General features: G+C 70.9%; 18 protein-coding genes and 1 pseudogene. 9 read left to right on the forward strand and 10 right to left on the reverse strand.

The annotated features are described in order from the left end of the window. The first annotated feature begins 96 nt into the window (after window positions 1-96). Window positions 97-579 carry a pyridoxamine 5'-phosphate oxidase family protein gene (locus HCJ94_RS07325; RefSeq protein ID WP_240944031.1) on the forward strand — a complete coding sequence of 161 codons (483 nt, stop codon included), beginning with the start codon at window positions 97-99 and terminating at the stop codon, window positions 577-579. A 195-nt stretch (window positions 580-774) separates the two neighbouring features. After that, window positions 775-2,445 (forward strand): glycoside hydrolase domain-containing protein, encoded by a 1,671-nt coding sequence (locus HCJ94_RS07330; RefSeq protein ID WP_309227177.1) that lies wholly within the window; start codon window positions 775-777, stop codon window positions 2,443-2,445. Between the two features lie 16 nt (window positions 2,446-2,461). Here the strand turns inward: HCJ94_RS07330 and aceE are convergent, their stop codons facing one another. Then, entirely contained in the window at window positions 2,462-5,152 is a 2,691-nt protein-coding gene (gene aceE, locus HCJ94_RS07335) for a pyruvate dehydrogenase (acetyl-transferring), homodimeric type (RefSeq protein WP_168000216.1), read from the reverse strand. A 337-nt stretch (window positions 5,153-5,489) separates the two neighbouring features. On the opposite strand from aceE, the gene HCJ94_RS07340 reads away from it, so the two are divergent. Beyond that, a complete protein-coding gene (locus tag HCJ94_RS07340; protein ID WP_168000217.1) occupies window positions 5,490-6,371 on the forward strand; it encodes an RNA polymerase sigma-70 factor in 882 nt (293 codons plus the stop codon). Between the two features lie 167 nt (window positions 6,372-6,538). Here HCJ94_RS07340 and HCJ94_RS07345 read toward each other — a convergent pair whose 3' ends face one another. From HCJ94_RS07345 to HCJ94_RS31110, 5 genes are all read right to left on the reverse strand, one after another. Next, the gene (locus tag HCJ94_RS07345; protein WP_168000218.1) at window positions 6,539-8,131 is read right to left on the reverse strand and encodes a GGDEF domain-containing protein; all 1,593 of its coding nucleotides are present in this window, start codon (window positions 8,129-8,131) and stop codon (window positions 6,539-6,541) included. Between the two features lie 226 nt (window positions 8,132-8,357). Next, on the reverse strand, window positions 8,358-8,801 hold the full coding sequence (locus tag HCJ94_RS07350; protein WP_168000219.1) for an OsmC family protein: 444 nt from the start codon (window positions 8,799-8,801) through the stop codon (window positions 8,358-8,360). Between the two features lie 100 nt (window positions 8,802-8,901). After that, window positions 8,902-9,468, reverse strand: coding sequence for a hypothetical protein (locus tag HCJ94_RS07355; protein ID WP_168000220.1), 567 nt, complete (start codon window positions 9,466-9,468; stop codon window positions 8,902-8,904). Between the two features lie 140 nt (window positions 9,469-9,608). Next, complete coding sequence (locus HCJ94_RS07360) at window positions 9,609-10,577, reverse strand: hypothetical protein (protein ID WP_168000221.1); 969 nt, start codon at window positions 10,575-10,577, stop codon at window positions 9,609-9,611. Between the two features lie 151 nt (window positions 10,578-10,728). After that, entirely contained in the window at window positions 10,729-11,703 is a 975-nt protein-coding gene (locus tag HCJ94_RS31110) for a TetR family transcriptional regulator (protein WP_205800874.1), read from the reverse strand. A gap of 152 nt (window positions 11,704-11,855) precedes the next feature. Here HCJ94_RS31110 and HCJ94_RS07375 point away from each other — a divergent pair, with 152 nt between their 5' ends. Then, complete coding sequence (locus HCJ94_RS07375) at window positions 11,856-12,365, forward strand: hypothetical protein (RefSeq protein WP_168000222.1); 510 nt, start codon at window positions 11,856-11,858, stop codon at window positions 12,363-12,365. 120 nt (window positions 12,366-12,485) lie between these two features. Here the strand turns inward: HCJ94_RS07375 and HCJ94_RS07380 are convergent, their stop codons facing one another. Both HCJ94_RS07380 and HCJ94_RS07385 read right to left on the reverse strand, forming a co-directional pair. Next, on the reverse strand, window positions 12,486-13,127 hold the full coding sequence (locus HCJ94_RS07380; protein ID WP_205800875.1) for a TMEM175 family protein: 642 nt from the start codon (window positions 13,125-13,127) through the stop codon (window positions 12,486-12,488). A 195-nt stretch (window positions 13,128-13,322) separates the two neighbouring features. Beyond that, on the reverse strand, window positions 13,323-14,108 hold the full coding sequence (locus HCJ94_RS07385; RefSeq protein ID WP_309227178.1) for an alpha/beta hydrolase: 786 nt from the start codon (window positions 14,106-14,108) through the stop codon (window positions 13,323-13,325). 137 nt (window positions 14,109-14,245) lie between these two features. Between HCJ94_RS07385 and HCJ94_RS07390 the strand changes: the two genes are divergently transcribed. The 4 genes from HCJ94_RS07390 to HCJ94_RS07405 all read left to right on the forward strand — a co-directional run bounded on the left by HCJ94_RS07390 (window position 14,246) and on the right by HCJ94_RS07405 (window position 16,885). Next, complete coding sequence (locus tag HCJ94_RS07390; RefSeq protein ID WP_168000224.1) at window positions 14,246-14,812, forward strand: TetR/AcrR family transcriptional regulator; 567 nt, start codon at window positions 14,246-14,248, stop codon at window positions 14,810-14,812. Window positions 14,813-15,198: 386 nt separating this feature from the next. Further along, entirely contained in the window at window positions 15,199-15,876 is a 678-nt protein-coding gene (locus HCJ94_RS07395; RefSeq protein WP_168000225.1) for a hypothetical protein, read from the forward strand. Then, entirely contained in the window at window positions 15,873-16,265 is a 393-nt protein-coding gene (locus tag HCJ94_RS07400) for a phage holin family protein (RefSeq protein WP_168000226.1), read from the forward strand. Before HCJ94_RS07395 ends, HCJ94_RS07400 begins: the two co-directional genes overlap by 4 nt. Window positions 16,266-16,285: 20 nt before the next feature. Then, window positions 16,286-16,885 (forward strand): DUF3618 domain-containing protein, encoded by a 600-nt coding sequence (locus HCJ94_RS07405; protein ID WP_168000227.1) that lies wholly within the window; start codon window positions 16,286-16,288, stop codon window positions 16,883-16,885. Window positions 16,886-16,932: 47 nt separating this feature from the next. Here the strand turns inward: HCJ94_RS07405 and HCJ94_RS07410 are convergent, their stop codons facing one another. After that, window positions 16,933-17,718, reverse strand: a complete 786-nt coding sequence (locus HCJ94_RS07410) for an alpha/beta fold hydrolase (RefSeq protein ID WP_168000228.1) — start codon at window positions 17,716-17,718, stop codon at window positions 16,933-16,935. 78 nt (window positions 17,719-17,796) lie between these two features. On the opposite strand from HCJ94_RS07410, the gene HCJ94_RS07415 reads away from it, so the two are divergent. Beyond that, window positions 17,797-19,188: a hypothetical protein gene (locus HCJ94_RS07415; RefSeq protein WP_168000229.1), complete on the forward strand. Its 1,392-nt coding sequence runs from the start codon at window positions 17,797-17,799 to the stop codon at window positions 19,186-19,188. Window positions 19,189-19,612: 424 nt separating this feature from the next. Here the strand turns inward: HCJ94_RS07415 and HCJ94_RS07420 are convergent. Further along, window positions 19,613-19,741: pseudogene (locus HCJ94_RS07420) on the reverse strand (zinc-binding dehydrogenase); the annotation flags it as partial. Window positions 19,742-19,764: the final 23 nt, after the last annotated feature.

Below are 19,764 nucleotides of genomic sequence, written 5' to 3' on the forward strand. Positions count from 1 at the left end.
GACGGCCGGAATGCCGCCATGCCTCGCCAAACAGGTCACCAGACCGGTCAGGAATCGAGAAGCCCCGGCCCACGAGCCGCACCTAGCCTGACTGCCATGGCAGCCATCGTGACTGGAGGAAGCATGACGGACGCACCGCCGCGTGGCCGTGCGGAGCGGGTGCGGGACACTCGCGCGAAGCTGGAGAGCGACGTCGATCTCTGGGTCGCGACGTCGGGATCCCCGGGCGGCGTCCACCTCGTCCCGCTCTCGTACCTGTGGGACGGGACCGCGTTCCTCATCTCGACGCCGCGCGCGTCGGTCACCGGCCGCAACCTGCTGGCGGACAGCCGGGTGCGCCTCAGCCTCGGGCCGACCCGCGACGTCGTCGTCGTCGACGGCACCGCCGAGCCGGTGGACGTCGCCGATCTCGCCCCTTCGACGGGCGACGCGTTCGCGACCAGGACCGGTTTCGACCCGCGCGAGCTCGACGAGCCCTACCAGTACTTCCTGATCCGGCCGCGGCGCATCCAGGCCTGGCGTGAGGCGAACGAGCTGCGGGGCCGCGACCTCATGCGCGACGGCCACTGGCTCGGCTGACCGCGCCGACCTGGACCGGTTGGGCCCCGGACTCGGACTCCCCCGGGCCGGTCCACACCGCCGCGAACACCGTCGCACGCATCCATCGACAGCCGTCTCTAGCGCGAACGACGCCCAGGTGGTAGGAATCTGCCAAGGCGTTCGGTCTGAAGCGAAGGTTTTCACCGAGAGGGCGTCGACGAGATGAGAAGGATCATGGGCAGCCTCATGGCCGCCACCGTCGGTCTGGCCGTGGCGGCCGCACCGACCTGGGCCGCCCCCGCGGACGAACGAACCGTCAGCTACCGCGGCTACCGCCTGTCGGTGCCCGCCGACTGGCAGGTCGTCGACCTGTCCACCGACCCGCACGCGTGCGTCCGGTTCGACCGGCCCGCGGTCTACCTCGGCCATCCGGGCGACGAGCCCTGGTGCCCTCCGCGGCTCGTCGGGCGAACGGCAGGACTGATCGTCGAGCCGATCGACTCCGTCACCACCGAGCGGCTCACGGCGGACACCACGATCACGGGGAGCGGGACGGCGACCGCGGGCAGGCCGGTCTCCCGCGACGGGTCGATCCGGATCGCGGTGCGCGACGCGGGCGTACTCGTCAGCGCCCTGCACACGCCGGACACCGAGCCGGCGGTCCGGCGCATCCTGGCCTCCGCCCGGCTCGATCCGGTTGCCCGGCCGGCGCCGGTGGGCGACGTGCGGACCGGCGCGAAACCCGCCACGGTGGCGTCGTCGACGGCGTCCGGTCCGCAGCCGGGCACCTACACCGGCAGGGGCTTCGACACGTGCACCGCCCCGTCGCAGTCGACGATGGACGCGTGGCGGAACGCGTCGCCCTACCGGGCCATCGGCATCTACATCAGCGGCTCCAGCCGCTCCTGCACGCAGGCGAACCTGACCGCGAGCTGGGTGACCAACCAGACCAACAACGGCTGGCACCTCATCCCCATCGAACTCGACCGCCAGGCACCGTGCGGCACCCGCACACCGAAGATGTCGTACGACCCGACCACGGCCCGGTCCGAGGGAGCGGCCCGCGCCACCAGTGCGGTGAGCGCGGCCCAGGCGCTGGGCATCCCCGCCGGAAGCGTGGTCTACAACGACATCGAGCACTACCCGTCGAGTGAGTCGTGCAAGGCGGCCGTGCTCTCGTACCTCTCCGGCTGGACCGAACGCCTCCACGCGCTCGGCTACCTCTCGGGCATGTACTCCAGCGGATCCTCCGGGGTCCGGGACCTGTGCAGCGCCTACCACGACAGCCGGTACACCCGCGTCGACCATCTCTTCTTCGCCTGGTGGAACGGCGTGGCCGACACCGACGCCGGCGACTACTGCCCGGACGCCTACTACGCCGACCGGCAACGCATCCACCAGTACACCGGTGACAGCTACGAGACCTGGGGCGGCGTACGGCTCTACATCGACCGCGACTACCTCGACGTCTCGACCGGGACGACGCCACCGACCGGGTTCAGCGTGACGGTCGACAACACCACCGCCGGTCGGTTCACGGCGAGCGCGAACTGGGGCACGTCGGCATACTCCGCCCAGCGGCACGGCACCGACTACCGGTACGCCGGCCCCACCCCGGCCAGCGACGTCGCCTGGTACCGGGCAGACGTACCGGAGACGGGCACGTACGAGGTATCGGTCTGGTACCCGGCCGACCCCGGCTACAACGACTCGACCCCGCACCTGGTGGCGACCACCAGCGGCAACCAGACGGTGCGGGTGAACCAGCGTCTCAACGGCGGCCGGTGGCTGTCGCTCGGCGTGTTCACCCTGTCGGCGGGCGACCGCAACACGGTGGGAGTGAGCCGGTGGACCAACGGCACCGGCTACGTCATCGCCGACGCTGTCCGCATCACCCGCGTCTGACGGTGTCACCCCGGGGTCAGTCGTCGGCGATTCCGTAGCGCCTGCGGGCCTCCCGAACGGTCTCGGGCTTGACCTCGCCCCGTCTGGCCAGGGCTGCCAGCGCCGCGACCACGACCGACTGCGGGTCCACCCCGAAGTGGCGACGGACGGCCTCGCGGGTGTCGGAGAGGCCGAAGCCGTCCGTGCCGATCGAGTGCCAGTCCTGCGGCACCCACTGGCTGATCTGGTCCGGGACCGCCCGCATCCAGTCGCTGACGGCGAGCACCGGGCCGGGGGCGCCGTCCAGCACCCGGGTGACGTACGGGATCCGCTCCTCGCCCTTGAGCTGCGCCGCGTCACAGTCCAGGGCGTCGCGGCGCAGCTCGCTCCAGGAGGTGGCGGACCACACGTCGGCCGCCACGCTCCAGTCGCTGGCGAGGAGCCGCTGGGCCTCCAGGGCCCAGTGGACGGCGGTGCCGGAGGCGAGCAGCTGCAGGCGCGGGGCGTCCGCCGCCAGCTCCCGGGCATCGGCTTCCCGGAACCGGTAGAGGCCCTTGAGGATGCCCTCCTCGACGGCCTTGCCCGGCGGCATGGGCGGCTGGACCTTCGCCTCGTTGTAGACGGTCAGGTAGTAGAAGACGTTCTCCGCGTCCGGCCCGTACATCCGGCGCAGACCGTCGCGGACGATCACGGCGACCTCGTACGCGAAGCCCGGGTCGTAGGCGATCGCCGCCGGGTTGGTGGAGGCGATCAGGTGGGAGTGGCCGTCCGCGTGTTGCAGGCCCTCGCCGGTCATCGTGGTACGGCCGGCGGTGGCACCGATGAGGAAGCCGCGGCCGAGCTGGTCGGCGAGCGCCCACATCTGGTCGGCCGTCCGCTGCCAGCCGAACATCGCGTAGAAGACGTAGAAGGGAATCATCGGCTCGCCGTGGGTGGCGTACGACGTGGCGGCGGCGGTGAAGTCGGCCATCGAACCGGCCTCGGTGATGCCCTCGTGGAGGATCTGGCCGTTCCTGGCCTCCTTGTAGTACAGGAGCGTGTCGCGGTCGACCGGGTCGTAGGTCTGGCCGTGCGGCGAGTAGATCCCGGCGGTGGGGAAGAGTGACTCCATGCCGAACGTCCGCGCCTCATCCGGAACGATCGGCACCCAACGCCTGCCGGTCTCCTGATCCCGCATCAGGTCCTTGACCAGGCGGACGAAGGCCATGGTCGTGGCGATCTCCTGACTACCGGACCCCTTGGCCAGGGCGTCGAAGGGCCGGGCGGACGGCTCGGGCAGCACGACCGGGTGGACCCGGCGAGCCGGGGCGGGCCCGCCCAGCGCGGCCCTGCGCTCGTGGAGGTAACGGACCTCCGGCGAGTCGGCGCCGGGGTGGACGTACGGCACCAGCTCGTCGTCGAGCCTGCTGTCGGGGATGGGGAGTTCGAGGAGGTCCCGCAGCGCGCGGAACTCGTCGCCGGTCAGCTTCTTCATCTGGTGGTTGGCGTTGCGCGACTCGAAGCCGGGGCCGAGCGTGTGTCCCTTGACCGTCTGGACGAGGATCACGGTCGGCGCGCCCCGGTGCTCGACCGCGGCCCGGTAGGCGGCGTACACCTTGCGGGGTTCGTGGCCCGCCCGCGAGGTGTGGAAGCACTCGGCGATCTTCGCGTCGGTCAGCACCTTCGCCATCTCGACGAGCGCCGGGTCGGCGCCGAAGAAATGGTCGCGGATGTAGCCGACGTCCCGGGCCGCGTACGTCTGGAACTGCCCGTCGGGGACCTCGCGCAGCCGGCGTACGAGCGCGCCCGTGGTGTCGAGCGCGAACAGGTCGTCCCAGGCCGAGCCCCAGAGCGACTTGACGACGTTCCAGCCCGCCGCGCGGAACTGGGCCTCCAGCTCCTGGACGATCTTGAAGTTGGAGCGCACCGGTCCGTCGAGCCGCTGCAGGTTGCAGTTGATCACGAAGGTGAGATTGTCCAGGCCTTCGCGACCGGCGAGGGCGAGTGCGGCGGTCGACTCGGGCTCGTCCATCTCGCCGTCGCCGAGGAACGCCCACACCCGCGAGGCGGAGGTGTCCTTGATGCCACGGTGCTGCAGATAGCGGTTGAACCGCGCCTGGTGGATCGCCGACAGCGGGCCCAGGCCCATCGACACGGTGGCGAACTCCCAGAGCCACGGCAGGCGGCGCGGGTGCGGATAGGAGGGGAGGCCGTCGCCGCCCACCTCCTGCCGGAACCGGTCGAGGTGGCCCTCGGTGAGCCGTCCGTCGAGGAAGGCGCGGGCGTAGATGCCGGGGGCGGCATGGCCCTGGATGTAGAGCTGGTCGCCGGAGCCGTCGGCCTCCTTACCGCGGAAGAAGTGCTGGAATCCGGTCTCGTAGAGCCAGGCGGCGGAGGCGAACGTGGCGATGTGGCCGCCCAGGCCGTAGCGGCTGCCGCGGGTCACCATCGCGGCGGCGTTCCAGCGGTTCCAGGCGGTGATGCGCCGCTCCATCTCCTCGTCGCCGGGGAACTCCGGCTCGGCGGCGGTCGGGATGGTGTTGAGGTACTCGGTCTCCAGCAGCTTGGGCAGGACGAGGCCGGAGTTCTCGGCGTGTTCCAGCGTGCGGCGCAAGAGGTACGAGGCGCGGTGCGGCCCGGCTGCCGCGGTGACGGCGTCGAGAGACGCGGCCCACTCGGCGGTCTCCTCGGGGTCGCGGTCCGGGATCTGATCGAGGCCGCTTGGCTGGTTTCGCCCGGTATCGGTCATGGTGGCCGCCTTCCGATGGTTCCGGACCTCTCGTCCGCAGGGCGGGAGGTCGACACGTGAGACAGGGGCTGCCGGCCGGCTCTGTCCCTACGCCTTCCTGTTTCGTGGGCGAGCTGCCTCGCCTGTTCGCCACCAAGGACCGGGTGACCTCGGGATTCGTGACAACCGGACCGGCGTCCGGCAGGACGTCGGTCGTCACTCCCGCGCCGCCGCAGCGATTCGGATCACGGAACGGGTATGCCGGCCCCGGACGCCGCACCCCGGTGCGCCGGAACCAGGTGGACAGGAGACCCCGGCAACGGCGACAGGCGGCTACCAACGGGAGGAAACAGACGTCATGCCCCACCGCGAGGTCTCGACGGATGCCCTGCGGGTCTTCGACACCGTCCGGCCCCGGCTGTTCGGCATCGCTTACCGGATGCTCGGCACCGTCCAGGACGCCGAGGACATCGTCCAGGACACGTGGCTACGGTGGCAGCACACGGACCGGAGCGCGGTACGGGACGCGACGGCGTTCCTCGTCACCGCCACAACCAGGCTCGCCCTCAACGCGGCGACATCGGCACGCGCCCGGCGAGAGTCCTACGTCGGCCCGTGGCTGCCCGAGCCCGTCCAGACGTCGGTCGACCCGGCGACCCGAGCCGAGCAGGGCGAGGCTCTCGGCCTCGCGGTGCTCCTCCTCCTGCAACGGCTGACCCCGACCGAGCGCGCCGTGTACGTGCTACGCGAGGCCTTCGACTACCCCTTCCGGCAGATCGCCGAGGTCCTCGACATCACCGAGGCGTACGCGCGCCAGCTCGGGCGCCGGGCTCGCACGCACCTCGCGGAGGAACGGCACACGCCGGTCGCACCCGCCGACCACGGCCGGCTGCTCCACGCCTTCCTCGCCGCCGCACGCTCGGGTGATCTCGGCCAGCTGGAGAAGCTGCTCGCGAACGACGTCGTCTCCTACGCCGACGGCGGTGGCATGGTCAGCGCGGCGCGGGTACCGGTCACCGGCCGGGCCACCGTCGCCCGCTACCTCGTCGGCCTCATGACCAAGTTCGGCAGGGATGTCTCGCTGGACGTCGTCGAGTCCAACGGACAGGAAGCCGTCCTCGTCCGCCGGGCAGGATCCCTCGTCGCACTGTGCGCGATCGATGCCTCCTCCGAGGGGATCGGACAAGTGTTGATCATCCTCAACCCGGCGAAACTCGCCCGGTTCGGCCAGGGCACCTGACGACACGGCAGGTGCCCTGGCCGCCGGGGACGCAGACCGCTAACCCGACGTGACCGCTCCACGCACCGCGACCGCGATGGCAAGCCAGACGACGTACGCGACGACACCGACGCCAACCATGATCAGCGCCTTGCCGGCGGACGGGACCCGCCCCGACCGGATCCCGCTCAGGTCACGCTGTGACAGCAGGTCGCCCGGTTGCCGCCCGCGCGCTTCGCGGCGTACATCGCGCGGTCGGCGTGTGCGAGGCTCTCCGCGACCGCGTACGCGGGGCCGCTGGCGACCCCGACGCTTACTCGTGCCCGCCACGTCGTCATGCCGGCCACGGCGTCCACGGCCCGCCGGGCGACGTGCGTGGCGGCCGCGGGGTCGGCACCCGGAAGGATGGCGACGAACTCGTCTCCGCCCAACCGGGCCACGAAATCGCCCTTGCGGACGCTGGCCGTGAGCACCTGCGCGACGGCCCGCAGCACGTCGTCGCCAGTGGCGTGCCCCAGCGAGTCGTTGATGTGCTTGAACCGGTCGATGTCCATGGTCAACACCGCGACCGGATCGTCGGCGGGGATGCCGGGGGCGGCCAGGTTCAGCAGGAAGTTGTCGAGACCACGGCGATTCGCCACCCCGGTCAGTGGGTCGGTCTGCGCCGCCCGCTCGGCCTGCTCGTGCTGCCAGCGCAGGACGTCGTACGACTGCATCGTCACCGCCGTGTGCAGCCAGCGGTGCCGCTGGCGCCACAGCAGCTCCGCGAGCGCGTCTCCGTAGGTCAGCCCCGGTACGGCGTCGCGCGACCCGTTCGCCGACAGCAGCACCGCGTGCGTACGGTGCAGCGCCGCCGAGATCAGCCAATCGGTGTCGGGTGACAGGGCGGCGACGGCGTGCTCGATGACGCGCAACGCCTCGTCCGGGCGTCCCGAGCGGCTGAGCGCGACGGCGTGGAAGGGCCGGCACAGCAGCAGCTCGTGCTGCTGTTCCGCCAGGCCGTGGGTCTGTAGGAGCGCCATGTACCGGGGGATGTCGGTCGCCGCGCCGGCCGGGTCCTGGCGGTCGGCGCGTGAGCACGCCGCGTACAGCAACGCCGAGAGCCGCCACACCTCCGCCTTGGGCCCGCAGGCCTCCGCCGCCGCCCGCATCGCGTACTCCTCGGCGGCGGTACTGTGCTTCTCGGCCTCGGCGACCTGACCGACCTGGTACAGCTCCAGCGCCCACGTCAGGTTCAGTTCCGCCAGATTGCACAGCCACATCGCGCGATTGCCGTTGTCCGGGTAGGACACCCGGCAGGTCGCCTCGTACGCCGCCTGGAACTGGGGTTCGGCCAGCTCGTAGAGGCGCAGTTGGGCGTAACCGATCGCGATCCCGGTGTGGGCGTTACCCGCGATCACCGGGTCCGGTTCCTCCGCGAGCAGGGCGGTCTCCGCGCTGACGAGATCCCTGAGCACCGCCTCGATGTCGTACTCGGCGATGTCCTGGTCGCCGAGGCGCAGCCGTCTGTTGGCACGGAGCGACAGCGCACAGGAACGCCAACCGACGCTACGTTCGCGGTCGGCGGCGGCCAGCATCAGGTCGGCGGCGGCGACAGCGGCAGGCAGGTCCCCCAACCGGGTCAACGCCACGACGCGCGCGAAGTGCATCGCCGCCGGACCATCGCAGATCTCTCCGCTGGCTTCGCGAAGCGCCGACTCGGCGGCCGCCAGCACCTGCGCCGCACCGCCGGCCTGCGCCTCCTCGAGGAGGCGCAGCGCCCGGAGGGTCACATCGTCCATGCGGTCGCCTCCGCACCGCCAGGGAAGAAACAGCCCGATGCTACGGGAATCGCTCCAATTCCAGGAGTGCAACCGGTCCCCGTCAGCAGCCATGCGATGGCCGGGGTGCGGCCCGCACGGGTGGCTGCGGGAGCAGGCCACGAGTCGCTGACGACCCGGCAGCCGTGACCGTCCGAATCCTGATCAGGGCCGCAGCCGCTGCCGGAGCACCGCGGGTGGCGAAACCTCAGTCCCCGGTGGAAGCCGTAACCTCGACGATCGAGACGGGAGTGCCGAGTTCGACGGTACGGGAGACGGTGCAGAGCCGGTCGTGCGACTGCTGCAACGACCGGGGCAGTGCCTCGCGCGCCCGGTCGCCGTCCGCGCCCGCCGGGAAGGTCACGGTGAACTCGACCTTGAGGTTCTGCATCCGGTTACCGCCGGCCTCGTCCCGGATCTTGTCACCGGTGACCTGGACGGAGAACTGGGTCGGCTCGGCACGGCGGCTCGTGACGTGGTCCACGTCCACCGCGGTGCAGCCGCCGAGGGCCGCCAGCAGCAGTTCCACCGGCGTGAAGCTGCCGTCCTCGCCCGTGCCCATCGACATCGATCCGCCGCGGACGTTCCGCACGACGTACTTTCCGACGCTGGTGCGCTCGATCTCCACCGAGCGGAAGGTGTCCTTACTCATGACAGGGAAGCTACCCAGGCCTTCCGGCCCCCGAGCCACCGGCCCGCCCGGCCGATCGGCCCCTCCTCAACCGGTGTACCACGTGGCCGTCCGGTCGCGTCTACCGCTGGGCATTGAGAAATCCGACGGCGGTGGCGGTCCACCAGCCGGCTTGGGAGATCACCATGACGAGGGCCGCGGTCAGCAGGAGCCGGCGCGGCGGGCTGACCCCGTTCAGTTCCGCCAGCCGCCGCTGCACCTGCCGCGCGCAGAGACCGTTGATGGCCACGGCCAGCACCGCAACCAGTTTGACCACGGTCAGCGGCGCGGACGTGTCGGGCGCGAGGACCACACCACTGAGCGCCAGCCCGCCCAGTCCGAGCCAGATCGGCGGGTGGACACCGCGCGCGACCTGCATGACGGAATCCAGGGTTCGGCGTCGCAGCAGCCACATCAGGGCGAACCAGTCCAGGGTCAGCACCGCGCCGAAGCCCAGCACCAGCGCGGCCAGATGGGCGAAGAGCGCCAACTGCCGGACACCCGTGCTCGCTGCTACATGCGGGGCGGCGAGGAACATCGCGGTCCAGGCGACCAGCAGCGCCAGCGCCACGAGATAGGGCGCGGTCCGGCGCCGGGTCCGGGAGCGGCGCGGCCGGGTGATGCGGCCGCTCCCGTCCAGAGCTGTCATGACAATCTCCGCACTGCTTACGAACAACCACCTTGGAAGGAAGGCCGGCGGTCACCGGGGTGGTGCGAAACGCTCGTGTGGTGCCGGACCGGCGTGGGCGGGCCGTGTCCTGCGGAGCCCGCCCACTCGGCGTCGCGCCGTCAGCGCTCGGCGATGTAGCCCGTCACGATGCCCATGACGTCCTCGTGCGGATGATCGGCGACGTAGCGGGCCGCGACCTCCAGGACATCTCCGCGACGGACGGTCGCGACCGGGGCGCCGATGCAGGGCGGCGCGCTGGAGATTTCCTTGTTGCCGTGCTCGTCGATGTACTCCGGCGTACCGCCGGAGACCACGGTGACCTCGCAGAGTCGCTGACCCGTGGTGGCGTTGGTGGTCGTGATGGTCCTACCGCCGTGGTGAAGGTGACCCTTCAGGTAGACGATCTCGCCGCTCACCGTCGACTTCCACCGCTTGGTCCGGGTGACCTCTCCGGCGGGAACGTCGAAGGTGGGGTTGAGGCAGCTGACCACGTCCAACCACATCGGGGTGACCGGCGTCAGTCGCCGCGCGGCGGGGCCGGTCACGTAGGTGTACTCGATGGAGATGTAGACGGTCCTCTCCTGGTGGGCGTGATTCATCAGGTCGTACACCATGCTCCAGCGGTCGCCGGAGTCGATCCGCAGCCCGTATCCGGCGGGCAACGTCACCGGGGTCCGTTCGTTGCCGGACGAGAACAGGCGCTTCGGGCCGAGGCCGCCGAGGCGGCATACCAGGTCCGGCTCGCCGAGCTGGCCGATCACGGCGTGGTGCAGCATCGGACCGGTGTTGATGTTGGCGTTCCTGCCGTCCTCGTACACCAGGTTCGGCTTGATCGCCGTCACCATGCAGTCCGTGCACGGCTTCTCGATGTTGAACGCCAGCCGGTTGCCGGTGCCGCCCATCTCGTCGTGGGTGTGGCCGGTGGCGGCGGGAATCGTCCACGGGCCGTACCGGATGGTCCTGGTCTCGGTCATCGCGGCCTGCGGCTCGCCACCGTCGGCGGCGCTCGCCACCGGGATGCCGGCGACCGCGGTGCCGGCGACGGCGACCGCAGCGGCCACCGCCAACGTCAGTCTGCGCAGAGACACCATGTCCTCCCTTGCCGATCGGGTCCTATCCGCAAATCGGTCCATACAGGGACGGATTTGGATAGTGACCGTTCAGTAACCTGACCATCACAGGATGGCCACGGCAACGACCGATGTCAATGGATGTGACGCTGAGCCTGAACGTGCTCGGCTACGAGAGGGCCTCGTCCACCGGCAGTCCGTGCTGGCGCGCGAGGGCCAGCAGGGCGACGCGCAACTGCGGTACGGGCAGCGACGTCACCGGACCGTCGAACCAGCGCGCGATCGCGGTCCCGCCGACCACGCTGAGCATGAAGCGGGCGAGTTCGTCGGCGACGGCCGGGCGGTCGACGAGGCCGAAGACGTGGCCGAGCGAGTCGACGGCCCACTGCCGCAGTGCCAGCCGGTACTCCCCCAGCTCGGCGATGGCCGCGACACCGGCGCCCTTCTCCAGCATGCCGAGATCGAGCAGCAGCCGTAGGTCGTGCGGGTGGCGCTCGAACGCGGCGTTCGCGCCGTCGAGGAACGCGGTCAGCCGCTCCCCCACCGTCTCACCGGACGGCGGCCCCGGGAGCGAGTCGACGAGGTTGTGGCGGGCACGGCGGAGCACCGCGAGGTAGATCCCGTCCTTGTTGCCGAAGTGCCAGTAGATCGAGCTGGCCGGTGACCCGGAGGCGGCGGAGATCTTCGAGATGGAGGTGCCGGCGTAGCCGAGCCGCGCCATCAGTGCCGTGGCGGCGTCGAGGATCACGTCGCGGGAAGGAACCTCGGCACCGTGAAGGGCGGCGTCGTGCATGGCGTCCAGCGTAGGTCCGACCGTCGCCGGGCAGCCAGTCAGGCGGGACGCAGGTGGGTGCGCCGGCTCTTGCGCCCTGCCTCGTACGCGGCCCGGGGCGGCCAGCAGCTCCTCGGCCCGGGCCACATCCCGCTCGGCGGGGCGGAACGCTTCGGCGATCACCGGCAGCTGCCGGGGGTGGATGGCGGCCCGGCCGAGGAAGCCGAGGCGCCGGCCGAGCGCACAGGAGGCGGCCAGCCCGTCGGTGTCGGCGACGTTCGCGTACACCGACATGGCCGGCGGGGCCAGGGCGGCCCGCGGCCGCGACCACCACCCGGCCGCGCGCCCGCGCCGGGCGGCCCAGGCGCTCACCGCGGCCAGCAGCGGCGACGGTGGCGACCACGGCAGCGATCGCCCCGGCGGGCAGGGGCCCGCCCACCGCGACCCGGCCGTCGGCAGTCGGGGTGACGGCCAGCTCGGCGCCGGTGACCAGGTCGACGTAGCGTCGGCCGGGACGCGGCTCGGTGACCAGCCACGGGCCGTCGTGGTCGTCGCCGGAGTTCACCACGGTCCACAGCGGCTCGCCGTCGTGCGTCCAGCGGGACGCGTACACCCGGCCGGTGCCGGGGTGGTCGGCGAGCGGGACCCAGTCCTCGGCGCGCAGCCACGCGGCGTGGCTGGCCTGCACGCGGCGCATGGCCCGCAGCACGGCCCGGTCCCGCTCGTTCCAGCCGACCCAGACCCCGAAGACGCTCTCCCACACCAGCACGCCGACGCCGTTGAGCCAGGCCGAGTGCAGCTCGTCGAGGTGGCTGCGGTGCCACCGGCGGGTGTGGTGCAGCACGTGCCGGCGTTCGAACCACTTCGTCCGCAGTACGCCGGGCACCTCGCCTCACCGGCTGGAGGCCCGGCTCGGCAAGGGGCCGGCGGCACAGGGGGCGTTCACCAGGACCGGGGTGTCAGGCGTGACCGCCCAGGAGCCGGACGGTGAGATCGTGCAACTCGGCCTGGATCTGCGGGTCGAGGACGAATAGCTCCCCTGCGCGAGGGTGAGGTCATCCAGGCGCAGCCTCGCCGACAGGTGGGTGGCCGAGGCGCACTGTCGACACGGCTCGCCTCCCTCGCCTCGGTGGCCGCGGACGGACGGGCGCCGATCAGCCGCGGCGGCCCGTCCTTCCCCACTGGAAGGTTCCAGCGCGGACGCCTTCGCTGGTGAAACCGTGATAGATGATCATCACGACGATGCCGAGCAGTCCGAACAGCGGATTCACGATCCAGCCGAGCAACCCGGTCAATCCGAAGAGGACGAGACCGATGATCGGGCGAGCCTGCTGCGCACGGACCTGGTCCTGGCCGACGTGACTCGCGCGCAGTGCCGGATGGCGGCGAAGGTAGGCGAAGAACACCAACCAGGGTGCTGACATCAGCGCCGCCGCGAGCGCGTACAGCACGACAGCCACCCGCAGGTCGTCGGTGTCGCCATTGGCGAGCGCCGACGCCAGAACCATGGTGGGGAACGGGATGAGGACCACACCGAAGAGAATGGCGAGATTGATCCAGTTGAGCGCGAGTGTGGTACCGCGGACCAGTTGTAGCACCGCGTGATGGTTGAGCCAGAGGACGCCGACGTAGACGAACGACACCACGAACGCCAGGAAGGACGGAGCCTCCTCGCGGAGTGACGCGGCCAGCTGGCCCTCGTGGAATTCCGGCACCCGCAAGTCCAACACGAGCAGGGTGATGACGATGGCGAAGACAGCGTCGCTGAACGCCGCCAGCCGACCGATGTCGGCCAACCGAGGACTGGGGCCGCTCGGCTGAACCTCCTCGGGAGCTGCGGACATTGCCGCAGGCTAACAGCCCGGTGACCGTGGGCGAGCACGGTCACCGGGGCAGCCCTCCTCCGAGGTCACACACCGGATCGGCCCGGAAGAGCGAAGGCCGTAGGCGGATGAAGCAGCTGACCTCCCGCGTACTCCTCCGCCCGTGGCTCAGGCGGTCCGGGTACGCACCCAGTCGAGGACGGGCTCGGCGACGTCGCGCCAACCGCTGTCGAACACGAGGGAGTGACCGCGGTCGTCGAGCTTTCGGTACTCGGTGTTGCCGCCCGGGCGGTAGAGCCCGGCCGCCTGCCGCGCCACCACCTCGGGGATGGTGTGGTCCCGGCCACCACCGATGATCAGCAGGGGACCCCGGTTGCGGTCGTCGAGATCGACCGCAACCGGCGACGCCGGGTCCTTCTTCGCCGAGGTCAGGTCGAAGATCGGCCGGCCCGGACCGGGGATGGCCCAGCGGTCGTAGAGCTGGTCGGACTCCTCGCGGCTCAGCGCGTTGCCGAAGGCGTACCGGAACTGGCGGCGACTGAGCATCACCGCCCGATCGCGGTTGGCCTTGCGGTACAGCACCGGCAGCGCCGACCAGACCTGTGAGAACGGCAGTGCTTTGACGCCCTTGATCGGGGCGGGGTCGATCGCCACCGCGGCCCGGGCGAGGCCCGAGGCGAGCAGCTTCTGGGCGACGAGCCCGCCGAACGAGTGCCCGATCACGATCGGCGGCTCGCCGAGCCCCGCGATCCGCGTGAAGTGGTCGGTGATCTCGCGTACGCCGTATCCGGCGACACGCTGCGGCTGCTGCCGCGTCTGCGTGACGGTCTCGCCGTCACCGGGCCAGCCCGGCGCCTCGGCCTCGTATCCGGCCGAGCGGAAGAGGTCGAGCCACGGATCCCAGGCGCGAGCGTGGATCCAGAGGCCGTGCACGAAGAGAACGCGAGTCGCCACGATTACTCCTACGAACGGTTAGAGAAAGAACGGTCGTTCTCTCTGATCCTGCAAGCTAGCCACGCTTCGCACTGTTCCGCAAGGCCACGGACGTGTGACAGAAAGAACGGTCGTTCCGGCAGGTGTACGATGCAGTGATGGCGAGTAGCAGGCAATCACCGCCCCGCGACCATCTCCTCGCGACGGCGAGCCGTCTGTTCTACAACGACGGCATCAACCGCGTCGGGGTCGACCGTGTCCTCCAGGAGGCCGGGGTCACCCGCGCCACGCTCTACCGGCACTTCGCCGGCAAGGAGGCGCTCGTCGTGGCGTACCTCGAACGCGAGGACAAGGTGATCCAGGCCCTCTGGAAGGAAGGGCTCGACCGCGCCGTCTCCGCCGACCACGCGCTCGAGTTGGCCATCGAAGGGATCGCCGACGACGCCTACCGACACCACACGCGGGGCTGCCCGTTCATCAAGGCAGCCGGCGAGTACCCCGATCCCGAGAGCCCGGTACGCCAGTTGATCAACAAGCACCGCGCCTGGTTCCATGCCGAGTTGCGGCGCCTGCTCGCCGAGGCCGGCCGCGACGACGTCGACGGCAGGGCCGAGATCCTCGCCATGCTGCGCGACGCCCTCATGGTCGGCTGCTTCCTCGACGACCCTGACGTCACCCGCCGCACGTTCGTCCGCGCTGCGCGCAGGGTGGCCGGCCTCCGCTGAGCGAGTGTCGCGATCGGGCTCTTGTGGCCCGCCGGCGTGGTCGTTCCACCCTCTCCCTGATCAACCGTTCTACCGCCTACCACCACATCCGTGCCATTCATCGCGGCCTGCCCCGTCCGACCGCTCCGCCGCAGGGATGGGACAGTCCGGCGCCTTGTCTCTGCCGCTCGGAATGTGAAGGCCCTCCCCTGGTCACGCGGTTGCTACCCGCCGACCCTGCCGCCCGATCTTTCGGTAGGAAACAACGGTCGACCCGGCTCGCCATTCGCAGCCCGTTCCCCGCGTCGATTCCACCGGCCCCCGGCGGTGATTGTGCTGAGGCGCGGCGGGTACGCCGATTGGGTTCCGGGCCCGCCTGTGGCCTGGAACCAGGAAGGGAGCGCGTGATGACGGCGACCAACCAGAACAGACCGACGCACGGAACCGCCGAGCAGGCTCGGCAGCAGGCGTCCAGGGTCGGCCAGCAGACCGCACAAGCGGGCGGTCAGATCGGTCACGCCGCGGCCGAGCAGGGCCGGCACGTGGCCGCGGAGGCGCGGCAGCAGGCACGGAACCTGACCGGGGAAGCCGGCTCCCAGCTGCGTGACCGGGCCCGGTCGCAGCAGCACCGCGCCGCCGAGGGATTGCGCGGGCTGAGCCAGGACCTCGTTTCGATGGCGGACCGGGGCGGAGCCTCCGGGCTCGCCGGCGATGCGGTCCGCGGGGCGTCCGACGTGGCGCAGCGGGTCGCTGGATGGATCGACGAGCGGGAACCTGGCGACCTGCTGAACGACGTGCGCGGGTACGCCCGGCAGCACCCGGGTGTCTTCCTTGCCGGGGCGGCGACGGCCGGACTGCTGGCCGGCCGGCTCGCCCGCAACATGACCTCATCCGGCAACGGGCACCGCGGCGGCATGCAGGGCGGTGGCATGCAGGGCGGTGGCTACACACCGTCCATGGCTGCCCAGCAGCAGGAAGTCAATGCCCCGTACGTCGGTGAGAGCCCCTACGCCGGGGCGGCGCGGGCGCAGAACGTGTCGCCGGCCGGCCAGCGGGAGCCGGACATGGGTCGGGTGGCGCCGTGAGTGCCCCGGCGAAGGAGCGCGCCCAGTCGGTCGGCCACCTGCTGGGTGACGTGACCCGTGACCTGTCCACCCTGGTCCGTCAGGAGATCGAGCTGGCCAAGGCGGAACTGCGCGAAGAGGTGACCCAGGCCGGCAAGGCCGGCGGCATGTTCGGTGGCGCCGCGGTGGCCGGTTTCCTCACCGTGCTGTTCGTCTCGTACGCCATTTGGTGGGGTTTGTCCAACGTGATGGACCAGGGCTGGGCCGCGCTCATCGTCGCGGTCGTCTGGGGCGTCGTGGCCGCCATCCTGTTCGCCAACGGGCGGACGAAGATGCGGCAGGCACGTGCGGTGCTGCCCCGGACGCAACAGACCGCACGGCAGATGCCAGATGCCCTACGTGGCCGGTGACCAGCCGGGAGGGAGCGAACATGTCGACCGATCCGGACCGGATCCGACAGCAGATCGAACACACCCGGAGCGAGTTGAGCAGCGACATCAACGCGCTCGCCGACATGGTCAACCCGCGGCGGATCGCCGGTGACCGCGTCGGGCAGGCCCGTGGCGCGCTCAACCGGGCGAAGGAGAAGGTGATGGGCACACAACAGATGGACGGCCATGGCGCCGCGCAGCGGATGTCGTCCGCGGCCGGCTCGGTACGCGACGAGGCCCGCTCGCTCGGACACCAGTCCCGGGAGCAGGCGCAGGGCAACCCGCTCGCGGCCGGTTTGATCGCCTTCGGCGCCGGGCTGCTGGTCTCCGCGCTGATCCCACCGAGCCGCTCGGAGCGGCAGTGGGCCGGGCAGGCCAAGGGAATGGTCAGCGAGCACTCCGGCGTGCTGCGGGAGCAGGCCAGCCAGATGGGCCACCAGCTCCGGGACGACCTGCGCCAGCCCGCGCAGCAGGCGGCCCGCTCGGTGGGGTCCACCGCCGTCCACGGCGCATCCGCCGTCGGCGAGCAGGGCCGTTCCGCGGCCCAGCAGGTGCGGGGGCAGGCCCAGGAGGCGGCCGGTGAACTCCGACGTCGCTAGATCGGAGGCGACGGGGCGACCGCTGGAGGGCGCCCCGTCGCCCGCCGTCACTCAGCCCTGAGCCTGGTCGCGAAGCGGCGTACCGGTTCCGACCACGCCTTCGGGTCCAGCCACGGGAACGTGTGGGCGCCGGCGACTTCGACGTACTCGCCGGTGGCCGTTAGGGACGACAACCGCCGGCCCCAGCGGGCCGTACTGATCACGTCGTCTCGGCCGCGGATGACCAGCAACGGGACCGTGAGACGGGCCACGGGTTCCTCGATCGAGTGGTCGAGGTGTACGCGTGCGAGGCGCAGCATGCGACGGAGGCCGGCCCGCTTCCACTCGGGGCGGTGTGACTCGGTCAACCCCGGTGGCTCCCGACGCCCGTCCAGTCGCCAGCGGATGACCAGACGCAGTGGGCCACGAGCCACGGGATCGATGGTGGGGCTGGCCAGGACGACACCACGCACATCGGGGTGACCCACCGTGGCCTGGGCGGCGACCTGGGTGCCGCTGGAGTGGCCGGCGAGCACCACCGGACCGAGTCGCCGGGCGGCGAGCCAGTCCGCGACCGCCTCGCCGAACTGCGCCACGTTCAGCTCGTGCGGCGGCTCACCGCTGCCCGCGAAGCCGGGCAACTCGACCAGGTGCGCACGGGTCCATTCGCCGAAGGCGCCGAGGCCGGGCATGAGGTAGTCGGCCACTCCCATCCCCTGGACGAGCACCAGCTCGGGCGTACCGGATCGGCGCTCGCCGACCGCCCGGCTGCGCATCCGGCCGAGCGGACCGTCGTGGTACGAGGTCGTCACGTCGGTGGGAAACGGCGGCGCGTACGGCTGACCCTTCCGCATATCCGGCTTTACCCCGCAGCCGCGGGCGGAACCGGGCCTACCGGACGAACTTCGGGGTAACCGCCCGCGGGAGGTGCGATGAAACTACCCCGCGAGGTGGCGTCGTTTGACTCCGCTTCGGCGATGGTCATGGCAACTGCCCGTTTCCTGCGGGACCGTGCCACCCCACCGTTGGGCACGCCGGCCGGCCGCCTTCTGCGTCCGCTGGCGGTCGCCGCCAACCGGCTCCCGGTCGGGGCGCGAGAGACGATCTACAGCCTCGCCAGCGGAGCCGAGGCGCGGCCGGCGGCGCGGCTGGCAACCCTCGACATCGAGGACGTCGCGGCCTCGATCGTCGGACTCTATCCGCGGCGCCGGTATCCGGCGGTCGTCGTCGGCTCCTCCAGTGGGGCGCTCGTGCATCTGTGCGCGGCCCTCGGTATCGCGTGGTTACCCCAGACGCTTCTGCTCCCACTGCGTCAACGGCACGTGCCCACGGATGATCCGATGCGGGCCCTCCACGCCTTCGACGCCACCGCCCGTGCCCTGTTGACTCGCAACCCTCACTTCGTGCTTCACCACATGCACGACCCGAGCCAGGATCGGTTGACGTCGCGGCGGATGGCCTACTTCCGGGTGAAACGCACCCGGCTCGGACCCGCGTACGAACGATTCCTGACCGACACGCTCGAGACCGGCGGCGTCCTCCTGCTCGCCGAATGCACCCGGCGATGGCCGACCACCAGGGTCGGGGAGCGACACGTCTTCCAGTTCGGTGCGGTCGGCGGGCTGGAGCCGTCGCAGTACCACCAGGGCGATCCCCGAATTGCCGCCTTCCTGCGCCGTTACGGTATCGAGCGGGCACGGTGGGAGGCGCCGCGGCCCGACGGCGACAGTCCTGAGGCGGAGTGGGGGTTCGATCCGGCGCTACGGGAGGACGTGGTCGCGTTCGCGCGCCGGCACGGCTATCAGGTACGGCGACTGACCTTCGACGACCCCGAGGACCTCAGCCCACTCGTCGCCGACCTCTACCGCTGGTGGAACCGCCGACGCGGCCTGCCGACCAATCGGCTGCTGGTGGACTCGTTCATCCTCCTCGAGCCCTGGTGGACGCTGCGGACCGGGTGCGTACCCTACTGGAGCACGTTTCCGGTCCAGTCGTCAGCCGACGCACTCGCCCACTATCTCCACCAGTCGGACGCCTACGACTTCATCCATCTCATGCTGTTCTGCCACGGCGCGGAATCCGCGGGACTGGCCACCGTCGACCAGTGGCAAGCGCTCCTCCAGCAGGCCCGAGTGGCGGGATCCTTCGCCGGAGTGGAGCCCGGGCGGTACCCGAGCGACCTCGCGACGTTCTTCCGCTACCAGTCGGCGCTGCGCGCCATACCGGCCCGGCATCCGATCCCCGAGCCACTCCCGTTGCGGGAGTTCGACGGGTTCTTCGCGCAGCATCGCCATCGCTACCCCGCGGTGGACATGGAAGGCTGACGGCCGGCCGCGTCGCTGCGGTCACGCCAACCCGCGCCGTGGCGCGCGCCCGGACCGGCTTGGACGGCGGACGTGGCGTGCGCCGGTGGCGCGAGGTCGTTTCTCTCGCAGGGTTCAGCCACGCCCGGCTGGTCCGCCGGTCACTCGCTGGGCGAACTGACGGAGTTTCTGCTGAGTGCTCGGTTTCGCCGCTTCACGTCGCCCCCGCTCGATGAGCTTGCGCCCCTGCGGGCTGTTCAAGAATCCCCTGATTCGCTGGCCAACCGGCATCATCACCACTCCTCCACTGATGGGCTCGCACGAGCTGCGATGCGTTGGTGCCACGTATGTCATCCCTCCGCCTACCCGACGACCGGCTGGCCATTCGCGGCCGCGGACATGTCGCGTTTTGTGTGGCCAGCCGGACCATGGCGGTAATGGCGCGTCAGATGGTGATGACGACTTTCGCCCGGGCGTGCTCACCTTCGAGGTACCGAATGGCTCGGGGCACCTCGTGGAGTGGATAGCTCCGGTCGATGACCGGTGTGAGGCGACCGGCCTTGGACGATCGCCTTCATCTTCCCCTCCCCTAGGTGT

The organism is Micromonospora thermarum (assembly GCF_012034245.1).
Classification (GTDB): Bacteria; Actinomycetota; Actinomycetes; order Mycobacteriales; family Micromonosporaceae; genus Micromonospora; species Micromonospora thermarum.

What these genes read in the sequence shown, in the direction of transcription:
- HCJ94_RS07325 (WP_240944031.1), top strand. Translation starts at nt 97, where the DNA reads ATGGCAGCCATCGTGACTGGAGGAAGCATGACGGACGCACCGCCGCGT.
- HCJ94_RS07330 (WP_309227177.1), top strand. Translation starts at nt 775, where the DNA reads ATGGGCAGCCTCATGGCCGCCACCGTCGGTCTGGCCGTGGCGGCCGCA.
- aceE (WP_168000216.1), bottom strand. Translation starts at nt 5,152, where the DNA reads ATGACCGATACCGGGCGAAACCAGCCAAGCGGCCTCGATCAGATCCCG.
- HCJ94_RS07340 (WP_168000217.1), top strand. Translation starts at nt 5,490, where the DNA reads ATGCCCCACCGCGAGGTCTCGACGGATGCCCTGCGGGTCTTCGACACC.
- HCJ94_RS07345 (WP_168000218.1), bottom strand. Translation starts at nt 8,131, where the DNA reads ATGGACGATGTGACCCTCCGGGCGCTGCGCCTCCTCGAGGAGGCGCAG.
- HCJ94_RS07350 (WP_168000219.1), bottom strand. Translation starts at nt 8,801, where the DNA reads ATGAGTAAGGACACCTTCCGCTCGGTGGAGATCGAGCGCACCAGCGTC.
- HCJ94_RS07355 (WP_168000220.1), bottom strand. Translation starts at nt 9,468, where the DNA reads ATGACAGCTCTGGACGGGAGCGGCCGCATCACCCGGCCGCGCCGCTCC.
- HCJ94_RS07390 (WP_168000224.1), top strand. Translation starts at nt 14,246, where the DNA reads ATGGCGAGTAGCAGGCAATCACCGCCCCGCGACCATCTCCTCGCGACG.
- HCJ94_RS07395 (WP_168000225.1), top strand. Translation starts at nt 15,199, where the DNA reads ATGACGGCGACCAACCAGAACAGACCGACGCACGGAACCGCCGAGCAG.
- HCJ94_RS07405 (WP_168000227.1), top strand. Translation starts at nt 16,286, where the DNA reads ATGTCGACCGATCCGGACCGGATCCGACAGCAGATCGAACACACCCGG.
- HCJ94_RS07410 (WP_168000228.1), bottom strand. Translation starts at nt 17,718, where the DNA reads ATGCGGAAGGGTCAGCCGTACGCGCCGCCGTTTCCCACCGACGTGACG.
- HCJ94_RS07415 (WP_168000229.1), top strand. Translation starts at nt 17,797, where the DNA reads ATGAAACTACCCCGCGAGGTGGCGTCGTTTGACTCCGCTTCGGCGATG.